This is a genomic window from Streptomyces hebeiensis, from assembly GCF_052983195.1.
This window is the reverse complement of the sequence record NZ_CM129812.1, coordinates 1302450-1316178: the sequence shown is the minus strand read 5'-3', so window position 1 is coordinate 1316178 and position 13729 is coordinate 1302450. Positions and strand designations below refer to the sequence as shown.

The 13729-nt window shown below is 70.3% G+C and carries 10 protein-coding genes; 6 read left to right on the top strand and 4 right to left on the bottom strand.

Annotated features, from left to right (window positions below; translation table 11 throughout):
* Window positions 1-8: 8 nt before the first annotated feature.
* Together ACU6P3_RS05655 and ACU6P3_RS05650 are read right to left on the bottom strand one after the other, a co-directional pair.
* Entirely contained in the window at window positions 9-800 is a 792-nt protein-coding gene (locus ACU6P3_RS05655; RefSeq protein WP_030754551.1) for an MIP/aquaporin family protein, read from the bottom strand.
* A 225-nt stretch (window positions 801-1025) separates the two neighbouring features.
* Window positions 1026-1790: an IclR family transcriptional regulator gene (locus ACU6P3_RS05650; protein ID WP_447196170.1), complete on the bottom strand. Its 765-nt coding sequence runs from the start codon at window positions 1788-1790 to the stop codon at window positions 1026-1028.
* A gap of 272 nt (window positions 1791-2062) precedes the next feature.
* Here ACU6P3_RS05650 and metH point away from each other — a divergent pair, with 272 nt between their 5' ends.
* The 3 genes from metH to ACU6P3_RS05635 all read left to right on the top strand — a co-directional run bounded on the left by metH (window position 2063) and on the right by ACU6P3_RS05635 (window position 8596).
* The gene (metH, locus tag ACU6P3_RS05645; RefSeq protein WP_447196169.1) at window positions 2063-5575 is read left to right on the top strand and encodes a methionine synthase; all 3513 of its coding nucleotides are present in this window, start codon (window positions 2063-2065) and stop codon (window positions 5573-5575) included.
* A 202-nt stretch (window positions 5576-5777) separates the two neighbouring features.
* Window positions 5778-6479 carry an HAD family hydrolase gene (locus ACU6P3_RS05640; RefSeq protein ID WP_447196168.1) on the top strand — a complete coding sequence of 234 codons (702 nt, stop codon included), beginning with the start codon at window positions 5778-5780 and terminating at the stop codon, window positions 6477-6479.
* A gap of 506 nt (window positions 6480-6985) precedes the next feature.
* Window positions 6986-8596 carry an ABC transporter substrate-binding protein gene (locus tag ACU6P3_RS05635; RefSeq protein WP_447196167.1) on the top strand — a complete coding sequence of 537 codons (1611 nt, stop codon included), beginning with the start codon at window positions 6986-6988 and terminating at the stop codon, window positions 8594-8596.
* A gap of 205 nt (window positions 8597-8801) precedes the next feature.
* Here the strand turns inward: ACU6P3_RS05635 and ACU6P3_RS05630 are convergent, their stop codons facing one another.
* A complete protein-coding gene (locus tag ACU6P3_RS05630; protein WP_030754539.1) occupies window positions 8802-9473 on the bottom strand; it encodes a response regulator in 672 nt (223 codons plus the stop codon).
* 85 nt (window positions 9474-9558) lie between these two features.
* Window positions 9559-10452: a RecB family exonuclease gene (locus ACU6P3_RS05625; protein ID WP_447196166.1), complete on the bottom strand. Its 894-nt coding sequence runs from the start codon at window positions 10450-10452 to the stop codon at window positions 9559-9561.
* Window positions 10453-10555: 103 nt separating this feature from the next.
* On the opposite strand from ACU6P3_RS05625, the gene ACU6P3_RS05620 reads away from it, so the two are divergent.
* The 3 genes from ACU6P3_RS05620 to ACU6P3_RS05610 all read left to right on the top strand — a co-directional run bounded on the left by ACU6P3_RS05620 (window position 10556) and on the right by ACU6P3_RS05610 (window position 13678).
* Window positions 10556-11803: a site-2 protease family protein gene (locus ACU6P3_RS05620; RefSeq protein ID WP_447196165.1), complete on the top strand. Its 1248-nt coding sequence runs from the start codon at window positions 10556-10558 to the stop codon at window positions 11801-11803.
* 157 nt (window positions 11804-11960) lie between these two features.
* Window positions 11961-12857, top strand: coding sequence for a tRNA (adenine-N1)-methyltransferase (locus ACU6P3_RS05615; RefSeq protein ID WP_030754532.1), 897 nt, complete (start codon window positions 11961-11963; stop codon window positions 12855-12857).
* Between the two features lie 233 nt (window positions 12858-13090).
* Entirely contained in the window at window positions 13091-13678 is a 588-nt protein-coding gene (locus ACU6P3_RS05610; protein ID WP_447196164.1) for a hypothetical protein, read from the top strand.
* Window positions 13679-13729: the final 51 nt, after the last annotated feature.

Sequence of the window (13729 nt, the reverse complement as noted above, 5' to 3'; positions counted from 1 at the left end):
GAGGGGGCCTACGCGAAGACCCAGTTGTAGTAACCGCCGGCGAGGGCTCCGCCGATCAGCGGCGCGACCACCGGGATCCAGGCGTAACCCCAGTCGGAACCGCCCTTGTTGGGCAGCGGCAGCAGCGCGTGCACGATGCGGGGACCGAGGTCACGGGCCGGGTTGATGGCGTAGCCCGTGGGCCCGCCCAGGGACAGGCCGATGCCCACGACGAGGAACGCGGTGATCAGCACACCGAGGGGGCCGAGGCCGTCGCCCTCGTTGTTCAGTCCCTGGGTGAGGATCGATATGACCAGGACGAAGGTGGCGACGATCTCCGTGAGCGCGTTCTGCAGGGCGTTGCGGACCTCGGGACCCGTGGAGAAGACACCGAGCACGGGCCCCGCCGCGGGTGCCGCCTTCTGATCCACCAGGCCCTCCTTCTCCGGCTGCGCGGCGAGAATCTCCGGGTCGGTCAGATGAGCCTTGAACTGGCCCATGTAGACCACCCACACCAGCAAAGCGCCGATCATCGCGCCCAGCATCTGGGAGCCGATGTAGAGGGGTACGTCGCTCCACTTCGTACCGCCCTCGATGGCGAGGCCGAGAGTGACCGCGGGGTTGAGGTGGGCACCGGAGACACCGGACGAGAGATACGCGCCGACCATCACCGCGAAACCCCAGCCGAGGCTGATGGCGACCCAGCCGGCGTTGTGCGCCTTGGAGCGCTTGAGCACCACGCCGGCGACCACGCCGCCGCCGAGCAGGATGAGCAGGGCCGTACCCGTGACCTCACCTATGAAGATGTCGAAGTGGGACACCCGAGACTCCTTCGTCCAGGGGTAGACAAACCTCCGGTTCGCACCAGTGGTCCGCGCCCTCGGGCGAGGGCGTTGCCGGCTGATGGCGTTGTCCCACACTAACTCCTATGGCCGATTAGTGTTCGACAATGCCGACCGTTGAACGGCAGTTTTGTCCTGCGATCCTCCGTCGTCAAGGGTTCGGTGCCCGAATTCCGACTCGTTATCGACGATCGGTCGTCGGCTTCAGAACCGCCCGGCGCCGATGTCCCGGGAGACGGCGCGGGCACACTCCCGTACGGCGGCCACCAGCTCGGAACGCATCTCGCCGGACGGGCAGACTCGCTCCACCGCGCCGGTGATCGCGATGGCGCCGACCGGCATCCGGCGCCGGTTGTGGATGGGGGCGGCCACCGCCGCCACGCCCTCCCAGGTCTCCTCCAGGTCCTCCGCCCAGCCGCGCGCCCTGGTCAGGTCGAGCACCTTCTCGAACTCCGCCAGGTCCGTGACCGTGCGCGGGGTGAGGGCCGCCCGCTCGTTCTCCACCGCCTCGTTGTGCGCCACCGGGTCGTACGCGGCGAGCACCTTGCCCAGCGCGGTGGAGTGCAGCGGCTGCATCGCGCCCACCTCCAGCACCTGCCGGCTGTCGTCCGGGCGGAAGACGTGGTGGACGATCAGGATGCCCGCCTGGTGGACGACGCCCAGGTGCACGCTCTCGCCGCTGGAGCGGGCCAGGTCGTCCGTCCAGACCAGGGCGCGGGCGCGCAGCTCGTGCACGTCGAGGTAGCTGTTGCCCAGGCGCAGCAGCTCGGCGCCCAGCTGGTAGCGGCCGGAGGCGGTGTCCTGTTCGACGAAGCCCTCCGCCTGGAGGGTGCGGAGGATGCCGTGGGCGGTGCCCTTGGCCAGCCCGAGGGAGGAGGAGATCTCCGACAGGCCGAGCCTGCGCTCGCCCCCCGCGAGCAGCCGGAGCATCGCCGCCGCCCGTTCCAGCGACTGAATGTTCTTCGCCATCGGCCCCGGTCCTCCACTACGTTCGACAATGCTGAACACTATCGGTCGTTGCCGACCTTCTCTCACCGTGGAGACGATCTGTCAAGACCTGGTGCCCCTTCCGGCGGTCCTCGCCGGTCGCGGCCCCGACCCCCGGTTTTTCCGCAGAACAGGATGCCGTCCGCCCACCGGGACACCCCACCGAGAGTCGAGCGGGAGAGCTAGGCTGGCCCGGTGCGCCCGCCCATCGCGGGCGCAAAGCCGACAGCCGTCGCAGCCCAGGGAGTACTTTCATGGCCCCGTCGCCGACCCCCGCCACCGACAGCAGGACCCGTATCGAAGCCCTCCGCGAGGCGCTCGCCACCCGTGTGGTGGTGGCCGACGGCGCGATGGGCACGATGCTCCAGGCGCAGGACCCCACCCTCGCGGACTTCCAGGACCTGGAGGGCTGCAACGAGATCCTGAACGTGACACGCCCGGACATCGTCCGGTCCGTGCACGAGGAGTACTTCGCGGTCGGCGTCGACTGCGTCGAGACCAACACGTTCGGTGCGAACTTCGCGGCCCTGGGGGAGTACGACATCCCCGAGCGGGTCTTCGAGCTCTCCGAGGCCGGCGCCCGTATCGCCCGCGAGACCGCCGACGAGGCCACCGCCGCCACCGGACAGCAGCGCTGGGTGCTGGGTTCCATGGGCCCCGGCACCAAGCTGCCGACCCTCGGCCACGCCCCGTACACCACTCTGCGCGACGCCTACCAGCAGAACGCCGAGGGCATGATCGCCGGTGGCGCCGACGCCCTGCTGGTGGAGACCACCCAGGACCTGCTCCAGACCAAGGCCGCCGTCCTCGGCGCCCGCCGCGCGCTGGCGGCGACCGGCGCGAACCTCCCCGTCATCTGCTCCGTGACGGTCGAGACCACCGGCACGATGCTGCTCGGCTCGGAAATCGGCGCGGCCCTGACCGCGCTGGAGCCGCTGGGCATCGACATGATCGGCCTCAACTGCGCCACCGGCCCGGCCGAGATGAGCGAGCACCTGCGCTACCTCGCCCGGCACTCCCGCATCCCGCTGTCCTGCATGCCGAACGCCGGCCTGCCGGTGCTCGGCAAGGACGGGGCGCACTACCCGCTGACCCCCGGCGAGCTCGCCGACGCCCAGGAGACCTTCGTCCGGGAGTACGGCCTGTCCCTGGTCGGCGGGTGCTGCGGTACGACCCCGGAGCATCTGCGCCAGGTCGTCGAGCGGGTGCGCGGCGCGGCCACCACCGAGCGCGCCCCGCGCCCCGAGCCCGGCGCCGCGTCCCTCTACCAGTCCGTTCCCTTCCGGCAGGACACCTCGTACCTCGCCATCGGCGAGCGGACGAACGCCAACGGTTCGAAGAAGTTCCGCGAGGCCATGCTGGCGGGCCGCTGGGACGACTGCGTGGAGCTCGCCCGCGAGCAGATCCGCGAGGGCGCCCACCTGCTGGACCTCTGCGTCGACTACGTCGGCCGGGACGGCGTCGCCGACATGGAGGAGCTCGCCGGACGGTTCGCCACCGCCTCCACCCTCCCGATCGTCCTGGACTCCACGGAGGTCGACGTCATCCGGGCGGGCCTGGAGAAGCTCGGCGGCCGCGCGGTGATCAACTCCGTGAACTACGAGGACGGCGACGGACCCGAGTCCCGCTTCGCGAAGGTCACGGAACTGGCGCGGGAGCACGGCGCCGCGCTGATCGCGCTGACCATCGACGAGGAGGGCCAGGCGCGCACCCCGGAGAAGAAGGTCGAGATCGCCGAGCGGCTGATCGACGACCTGACCGGCAACTGGGGCATCCACGAGTCGGACATCCTCATCGACACCCTGACCTTCACCATCTGCACCGGTCAGGAGGAGTCCCGCAAGGACGGCGTCGCCACCATCGAGGCGATCCGCGAGCTCAAGCGCCGCCACCCCGAGGTGCAGACCACCCTGGGCCTGTCCAACATCTCCTTCGGACTCAACCCGGCCGCCCGGATCGTCCTGAACTCCGTCTTCCTGGACGAGTGCGTCAAGGCCGGTCTGGACTCGGCGATCGTGCACGCCTCGAAGATCCTTCCCATCGCCCGTTTCAGCGAGGAAGAGGTCCGAACGGCCCTCGACCTGATCTACGACCGCCGCGCCGAGGGGTACGACCCGCTCCAGAAGCTCATGGAGCTGTTCGAGGGCGCCACCGCCAAGTCCCTCAAAGCGGGCAAGGCCGAGGAACTGGCCGCCCTGCCGCTGGACGAGCGCCTCCAACGCCGCATCATCGACGGCGAGCGCAACGGCCTGGAGGCCGACCTGGACGAGGCGCTGCTGACCCGGCCCGCCCTGGACATCGTCAACGACACCTTGCTGGAGGGCATGAAGGTCGTCGGCGAGCTGTTCGGCTCCGGTCAGATGCAGTTGCCGTTCGTCCTCCAGTCCGCCGAGGTCATGAAGACGGCCGTGGCGCACCTCGAACCGCACATGGAGAAGTCGGACGACGAGGGGAAGGGCACGATCGTGCTCGCCACCGTCCGCGGCGACGTCCACGACATCGGCAAGAACCTCGTCGACATCATCCTCTCCAACAACGGCTACAACGTGGTGAACCTGGGCATCAAGCAGCCCGTCTCCGCGATCCTGGAAGCCGCGCGCGAAAACCGCGCGGACGTGATCGGCATGTCCGGTCTGCTGGTGAAGTCGACCGTGATCATGAAGGAGAACCTGGAGGAGCTCAACCAGCGCAGGATGGCCGCCGACTACCCGGTGATCCTCGGTGGCGCGGCCCTCACTCGCGCCTACGTCGAGCAGGACCTGCACGAGATCTACGAGGGCGAGGTGCGCTACGCGCGCGACGCGTTCGAGGGCCTGCGCCTGATGGACGCGCTGATCGCAGTCAAGCGCGGTGTGCCCGGCGCCACCCTTCCCGAGCTCAAGCAGCGCCGGGTCAGGGCCACGGCGAGCGCGGTCGTGGAGGACCGGCCCGACGAGGGCGCGGTCCGCTCCGACGTCGCTGTCGACAACCCCGTGCCCACGCCGCCGTTCCGGGGCACCCGGGTCGTCAAGGGCATCCAGCTCAAGGAGTACGCTTCCTGGCTGGACGAGGGCGCTCTCTTCAAGGGCCAGTGGGGCCTGAAGGAGTCCCGCAAGGGCGACGGCCCCGGCTACGAGGAACTGGTGGAGACCGAGGGACGGCCCCGGCTGCGCGGCTGGCTCGACCGGTTGCAGACCGAGAACCTGCTGGAAGCCGCCGTCGTGTACGGCTACTTCCCCTGTGTGTCCAAGGGCGACGACCTCATCCTGCTGGGCGACGACGGCGCCGAGCGCACCCGCTTCACCTTCCCGCGCCAGCGCCGGGGCCGCAGGCTCTGCCTGGCGGACTTCTTCCGCCCCGAGGACTCCGGCGAGACGGATGTCGTCGGGCTCCAGGTCGTCACCGTCGGCTCGAAGATCGGCGCGGCCACGGCGGAGCTGTTCGAGGCCAACGCCTACCGTGACTACCTCGAACTGCACGGCCTGTCCGTCCAGCTCGCCGAGGCGCTCGCCGAGTACTGGCACGCCCGGGTCCGCTCCGAGCTGGGCTTCGCGGGAGAGGACCCGGCCGACGTCGAAGACATGTTCGCCCTGAAGTACCGGGGCGCGCGCTTCTCGCTCGGTTACGGGGCCTGTCCGGACCTGGAGGACCGCTCGAAGATCGCCGAGCTGCTGGAGCCCGAGCGGATCGGGGTGCGGCTGTCGGAGGAGTTCCAGCTCCACCCCGAGCAGTCCACGGACGCGATCGTCATCCACCACCCGGAGGCGAAGTACTTCAACGCCCGCTGACGCCGTTCGCACGGGGCGCCGCCTGTGGCCTCATCCTCATCAGGGATGTGCTCCAACAGGGGCGCCCCGTCCGCTCCCCGGGCGGCGTGCCCGGCGGACCGGACGTACACTGGTCGGTCCAGTGCAGGCCGGTCGCCTGTCCCGATGGGAAACCACGCCGGGGAAGGTGGCCGGCCTTCTCGTCCCTCACGGAGGTGTCCGGATGACCAGTACGGTCCCCGCGTCCTTGACCCGAACGGCGGATGGCTCCGCCCTTCAGGCCGTCCTGCTCGACATGGACGGCACCCTGGTCGACACCGAGGGCTTCTGGTGGGACGCGGAGGTCGAGGTCTTCAAGGCCCTCGGCCATGTCCTCGACGAGACCTGGAGAGACGTGGTGGTCGGTGGGCCCATGACTCGCAGCGCGAGCTTCCTCATCGAGGCCACCGGCGCCGCGATCACGCTCGCCGAACTGACCGTACTGCTCAACGACACCTTCGAGGACCGCATCGCCCGAGGCGTGCCGATGATGCCGGGGGCGCGCCGGCTGCTCGGCGAACTGGCCGACCAGGGCGTGCCCGCCGCCCTGGTCTCCGCCTCGCACCGCCGCATCATCGACCGCGTGCTGACCTCGCTGGGGCCCGAGCACTTCGCGCTGACCGTCGCGGGTGACGAGGTGCCCCGCACCAAACCGCATCCCGACCCGTACCTGCTCGCCGCCCGCGGCCTGGGCGCGGACCCGGCCCGCTGCGCCGTCGTCGAGGACACCGCCACCGGCGTGGCCGCCGCCGAGGCCGCCGGCTGCCGCGTGGTCGCCGTACCGTCCGTCGCGCCGATCCCGCCCGCCTCCGGGCGTACCGTCGTCGCCTCCCTCGAAGAGGTGGACCTCGCATTTCTGCGCCGGATGATGACACGTCGCCCCTGATTCGCGCACCGAGCGTCGCCCCCGAATGCGGTACGGAAACTCTGGGCATTGGCCCGGACGTTTTCCGTTACCCCGTATACGGTATTCATGATCCCGAAAAAAGCCTCCGGACGTGACCTTTATCACTGGTATATGCGTCGACAGGTGGCGCCCCTGCTGATCCAGACCGCAGTCGGGCAGGCCCGACTGCGTCCTTGTGTCCGGATTGGTGGAGGGGTGTACGAAACCTTCCCGAGCCCGGATATCACCAGGTCGCTATTGCCGATCACTGTGTGACGCCGACGCCCTTCGGGCCCGTTCCGGCATTCCTGGCGCCGCCGACTAATCTCATCGCGAGCACTTCGCCGCATCAAACGAACGCGTCCCGGCGGTCACCCAAGTCGCCGTGGCACAGGACCGATCGCTCTGATTCCCGGCCCGATCGCACTGCCCCGACCGGGTGGGCACGGCGGAGTCTCCCATGTGCATCGCTGTATCTCAGTGCCGGATGAGGGAGTACGTCCAGGATGAACCGCAAGACTTTGGTGCTGTCGGCCACGTTCGGCCTGCTTGCGCCCGTGCTCGCCGGTTGCGGCGGTTCGGACGGCGGCTCTGACGGCGGTGACCCCATTGTCGTGGGCACCACGGACCAGTACGAGGCCACGAAGGACGCCCCTGCGCCCCTCGACCCGGCCGCCGCGTACGACGTGGGCATCTGGAACATCCTGCGCCAGACGGTGCAGACACTGATGTACGTGCCGCGCGGCGGTGGCGCGCCCGTGCCCGAGGCCGCCTCCAGCTGCGGCTTCACCGACCGGGAGAACCAGAGTTTCCGCTGCAAGCTGCGCGAGGGGCTCAAGTTCTCCAACGGCGACCCCGTGACGGCGGAGGACGTGAAGTTCTCCTTCCAGCGTGCTCTGTCGATCAAGGATGCCAGCGGTGTCTACGCCCTGCTGTCGAACATCGACACGATGGAGACCAACGGCGACTCCGAGGTCATCTTCCATCTCAAGGCGTCCGACGCGACCTTCCCGTACAAGCTGACGACGCCGGTGGCCGGCATCGTGAGCCCCAAGCTGTACTCGGCGAACAAGGTCCGGGACGGCTTCGACATCGACGGCTCCGGCCCGTACACCTTCAAGGGTGAGGTCAAGGACAACACGCTCGTCAAGGCCACCTTCACCAAGAACCCGAACTACAAGGGCGACCTGAAGGTCCTGAACGACAAGGTCGAGATGCGGTCCTTCGACGACGCCGACGCCATGGGCAAGGCGCTCGACTCCGACGACATCGACGTGATGACCCGAGCCATGTCGCCCCAGCAGGTCCAGGCGATGCTCAAGAAGCCCAAGGACGGCATCGAACTCACCGAGATGCCCGGCCTCGAGATCCGTTTCCTCGGCTTCGACACCAGCGCGCCGAACGCCAAGGAGAAGGCGGTGCGCCAGGCGATCGCCTACGCCATCGACCGCGGTGAGCTGATCAGCAAGGTGTACAGCGGCATGGCGGAGCCGCTGTACTCCCTCATCCCGTCCAGCGTCGCCACGCACACCAACTCGTTCTTCAACAAGTACGGTGACCGCGACCTGGCCAAGGCCACCAGCACGCTCAACAACGCCGGGATCGAAGCCCCGGTGAAGCTCACGCTGCACTACACGACGGACCACTACGGCTCGGGCACCCAGAAGGAGTTCGAGGTCCTCCGGGACCAGCTCAACAGCAGCGGGCTCTTCGACGTCTCCATCAAGGGCGAGGAGTGGAAGGACTACCGGCCGAAGCAGATCGAGGGTGAGTACGAGGTCTACGGCATGGGCTGGTTCCCGGACTTCCCGGACCCGGAGAACTACATCGTGCCCTTCCTCGACAAGGACAACACCATCGGTTCGCCCTACGTCAACAGCACACTGCGCGGCCAGTTGATCCCGCAGTCGCGCCGCGAGGCCGACCGCAGCGCCGCCACGAAGACGTTCGGGGAGATCCAGAACATCGTCGCCGACGACGTGCCGGTGCTGCCGCTGTGGCAGGGCAAGACCTATGTCGCCGCGCGGGACGACATCGCCGGTGTCGAGTGGGCGGTCAACCCCGCCTCCGAGCTCCAGCTGTGGGAGCTGCGCCGCGGCTCGGTCGACCCCACCTGATCCGACGCCGCGTGCGCACGGCGGTCCCGAGCATCACGGTCGTGATGACGGCGGCTGCGAGTACGGCGGCTGCGAGTAAGGCGCGAGTGCCACGGGCCGCGCGGAACACCTTCCGCGCGGCCCGGCCCGCGTCCGCCGGTACGCCGGCCCGGGGGACCGGCGGCCCCTGGGGGCCGCCGCCGGGCGGGCATAGTGAAAGGACCCCTTACTGTGCGCCGGGGCGCACCAGCCCGCTCTCGTACGCGTACACCGCCGCCTGCACCCGGTCGCGCAGCCCCAGCTTGGTCAGCACATGGCCCACGTGCGTCTTGACGGTGGTCTCGCTGACGAAGAGGTCCGCGGCGATCTCGGCGTTGGACAGGCCGCGGGCGACCAGCTTCAGCACCTCCATCTCGCGCTCCGTCAGCGAGTTCAGCGTGTCCGGCACCGGCTCCTCGCCGGAGGGCAGATGGTCCGCGTACTTGTCGAGCAGCCGGCGCGTGATGCTCGGGGCGAGCATCGCCTCGCCCGCCGCCACCACCCGGATGGCCTGCACCAGTTCGTGCGCGGGCGCGTCCTTGAGCAGAAAGCCGCTGGCCCCCGCGCGCAGCGCCTCCACCACGTACTCGTCGAGGTCGAAGGTTGTCAGGACCAGCACCTTCGCCGGGCCGTCCCGGCCGGGGCCGGTGATCTGACGCGTCGCCTCGACCCCGTCCATCCGCGGCATCCGGATGTCCATCAGCACCACATCTGGCTGGAGCGCGCGAACCTGGTCGATGGCCTGGAGGCCGTCCCCGGCCTCGCCGACGACCGCGATGTCCTGCTCCGCCTCCAGGATCATCCGGAAGCCGGTGCGCAACAGCGGCTGGTCGTCGACCAGTAGGACGCGGACAGTCACGGGGAACTCCTTCACTAGACCGGCCCCATTCTGCCCTGGCCCCTTGTCCCACCACCGAGCCGGGCAGGGGGCGCCGCTCCGCTCCCTACGACGCGCCGGCCGCGTCGTTTCCAGGAGCACTCGAACGCGCTCGGGCCCCCTCGGGCGCCGGCTCCGCACGCTGGGCCGGCACCGTGAGCGGATACACCGGCGGAGTCCCGCCGAACTCGGGACAGAACGCCTGGTGGTCGCACCAGCCGCACAGCTTGGTGGGCCGGGGCCGCCAGTCGCCCGTCCGCGTGGCGTGGCTGATCGCCTCCCACAGGGCCAGCAGCTTGCGCTCCACCCGCTTCAGGTCCGCCTCCACCGGGTCGTACGTCACGACCTCGCCGCTGCCCAGGTAGACCAGCTGGAGCCGGCGCGGCACCACGCCCTTGAGCCGCCACACCACCAAGGCGTAGAACGTCATCTGGAACCGCGCGCCCTCCGCGTACTCAGGACGCGGGGCCTTGCCCGTCTTGTAGTCGACGATCCGGACCTCGCCCGTGGGCGCGACGTCCACTCGGTCGATCACCCCCCGCAGCCGCAGCCCCGACTCCAGCTCCGTCTCGACGAACAGCTCCCGCTCCACGGGCTCCAGGCGCGTCGGGTCCTCCAGCGAGAACCACCGCTCCACCAGCCGCTCGGCCTCGCCCAGCCACCGCGTCAACCGCTCGCCGCCGGGATCCTCCGCGAACAGCCCGGCCAACTCGGGACGTGACGCCAACAGCCGCTCCCACTGGCCCGGCACCAGCCCCCGTGCCCGCGGCGCCGTCCGCTCGCCGGCCGGGGCGTCGAACAGACGCTCGAGCACGGCATGCACCAGCGTGCCGCGCGTCGCCGCCTCGCTCGGCCTCTCGGGCAGCTTGTCGATCACCCGGAACCGGTACAGCAGAGGGCACTGCATGAAGTCGCTCGCACGGGACGGCGACAGCGAAGTGGGCGGCTGGCTCGTACTCATGACGCAGACCCTACGGCCCGCCACTGACAGCCGGACGAATACCATCGACTGCAGAACCCCTCGCACCGCCTGGCCGAGCGGGTGACGCCGACGAAGGGAACCCGTGAACGAGGACGACGAGCGCGGCGAGAGCAGGAGGCCGCAGCCCGGCAAGGGGGACACGGGCCCCGGCTCGAACGGCAAGCCGCCGCGCCGTGAGGATCCCGGCGGTGGCATTCTCATGGGCCGCCCGTTCGGCGTGCCCGTCTACGTCGCCCCGAGCTGGTTCGTGGTGGCCGCGCTCATCACCTGGATCTTCGGCGGCCAGCTCGAGCGGGTGCTGCCGGAGCTGGGCAACCTGCGGTACCTGGTCTCCCTGTTCTTCGCGGTCGCCTTCTACGCCTCCGTCCTGGTGCACGAACTGGCCCACACGGTCGCCGCCCTGCGCTTCAAGCTGCCGGTGCGCCGCATCCAGCTCCAGTTCTTCGGCGGGGTCTCCGAGATCGAGAAGGAGTCCGAGAGCCCGGGCCGGGAATTCGTCCTGGCCTTCGTGGGACCACTGCTCTCGCTGGTCCTCGCCGGCGTCTTCTACCTGGGCCTGCTGGCCGTCGAGGGCGGTACGGTCCCCGGCGTCCTGCTGGCCGGCCTGATGGTCTCCAATCTGATCGTCGCCGCCTTCAACCTGCTGCCCGGCCTGCCGCTGGACGGCGGCCGGATGCTGCGCGCCATCGTCTGGAAGATCACCGGCAAGCCGATGAGCGGTACCGTCGCCGCCGCCTGGGTCGGCCGCGCGCTGGCCGTCGCCGTGCTGATCGGCCTGCCGCTGCTCACCCGTACGGGCGCACTCGGCAGGTCCGCCGCGAACGCGAGCGCGATGGAGACGGTCACCGACGCGCTCCTCGCCGCGATCCTCGCGGCGATCATCTGGACCGGAGCGGGCAACAGCCTGCGGATGGCGCGGCTCCGCGAGCACCTGCCCGAACTCCGCGCCCGCGCGCTCACCCGCCGCGCGGTCCCGGTCGAGGCCGCGACGCCCCTGTCCGAGGCCCTGCGCCGCGCGAACGAGGCGGGCGCGCGCGCCCTGGTGGTCGTCGACGGCCAGGGCAACCCGACGGCCCTGGTCCGCGAGTCCGCCATCGTCGGCGTCCCCCAGCACCGCCGCCCCTGGGTCGCGGTGAGCACCCTGGCGCAGGACCTCACGGAGGGCATGAAGGTCCCCGCGGAGCTGGCGGGCGAGGCGCTGCTGGAGCGCCTGCGGGCGAGCCCGGCCACGGAGTACCTGGTGCTGGAGGAGACGGGCGAGATCTACGGGGTGCTGTCGACGGCGGACGTGGAGAAGGCCTTCGTGGCGGCGATGGCCCGCCCGCAGTAGGCGGAGGCCCGCCCGCCGTGGACGGAGGCCCGCCTGCCGTGGACGGGGGCCCGCCCGCGGTGGACGGGGCCCGCCTGCCCCCGCGGTGGGCGGGCGGCGGACGGTGTGCGCGGGAACGGGCCGCCGGGCCGGGAATACGAACGGCTAAGCTGGGGGCATGTCCGAACCGACCGGTGCCGCCCGTCGTCGCGGCCCCTTCAAGGTCGGGGACCAGGTCCAGCTCACCGACCCCAAGGGACGTCACTACACCTTCACGCTCGAGGCCGGGAAGAACTTCCACACCCACAAAGGGTCCTTCCCCCACGACGAGCTGATCGGTGCTCCCGAGGGCAGTGTTGTCCGTACCACGGGAAACGTCGCCTACCTCGCGCTGCGCCCCCTGCTCCCCGACTATGTCCTGTCCATGCCCCGCGGGGCCGCCGTGGTCTACCCGAAGGACGCGGGCCAGATCCTGGCCTTCGCCGACATCTTCCCCGGCGCGCGCGTCGTCGAGGCGGGGGTGGGATCCGGGTCGCTCAGCAGCTTCCTGCTGCGCGTCATCGGTGACCAGGGCATGCTGCATTCCTACGAGCGCCGGCAGGACTTCGCCGACATCGCCCGCCAGAACGTCGAGCGCTACTTCGGCGAGCCGCACCCCGCCTGGCAGCTGACGGTCGGCGACCTCCAGGACAACCTGTCGGACACGGATGTCGACCGCGTGATCCTGGACATGCTGGCGCCCTGGGAGTGCGTCGAGGCGGTCTCCAAGGCACTGGTGCCCGGCGGCATCCTGTGCGCGTACGTCGCGACGACCACCCAGCTCGCGCGGACGGTCGAGACGATCAGGGAGTTCGGCACGTTCAACGAGCCGGCCGCCTGGGAGTCCATGATCCGCAACTGGCACGTGGAGGGCCTGGCCGTACGGCCGGACCACCGGATGATCGGGCACACCGGCTTCCTGGTGACCGCCCGCCGCCTCGCGGACGGTGTGGAGCCGCCGCTGCGCCGCCGTCGCCCCGCCAAGGGCGCGTACGGCGAGGATTACGAAGGGCCCGGCAGCGGATCACGCGGCTGACACCGACCCTCCTCTCCCGTCAACGTCATGACGGCACCGCCCAGTTCGGCTCCCCCGAGCGGAACTGGGCGGTGCTGTTCTCACGTTGGGCTCAGGGCGCCTTTCACTGTGAGCGTCCGATCAAGGACCCTCTACGCACCCCGCTGTTCCGCGGCGCTGTGACGTGTGGCACCATGCTGTCCACCTCCCCCGCTGGCCATGTGCCGCCACCGCCTTCACAGGAGACACCTCGCGTGCAGATCTCCGACCTCCCGGACCTCGCGCACACCCGCCCCACCGCGATGCACTGGCTCGCCACGGCCACCGCCATGGCAGCCGTCGTCGCCCTCGCCGGTGTGCTGGAGCCGGACGCCGCCACGGCGTCCCAGTCGGCCGACCGCACGCTCGGAGCCACCGGCAAGGGAGGCGCACCGCTGCCCGCCCCCGATCCCTCCGCAGTCGTCTTCCCGCTGGAGTGCGGCGGCGCGAGCACGGTCGTCACGCGCAAGGCGTCCGGAGATCTCGACGGGGACGGCAATCCCGAGACGGTGGCCGCGGTCCGCTGTGACGCGGGATCGGGCACGCCGCCCAGCGGCATGTACGTGCTCACCAGGGGCGAGGAGAACGAACCCCGGGTCGTGGCGACACTGGTCGAGCCGAGGGACCAGCAGAGCGTGGGCCCCGGCCTCGTGGTGCGGGACGGGCGGATCCTGGCGACCCTGCTGGGCTACTCCGGCTCCGACGTGCCGCGCTGCTGCCCCGATCAGGAGCTGCGGGTCACCTGGCAGTGGCGGAACGGGGCGTTCGTCCGCGGTGAACAGCCCGCGGCGCGCGGCGTATGAGCGTCACCTCCCGTCACGCACGGTGAGGTGGCGGGCGCGCCCGCCGGGGAC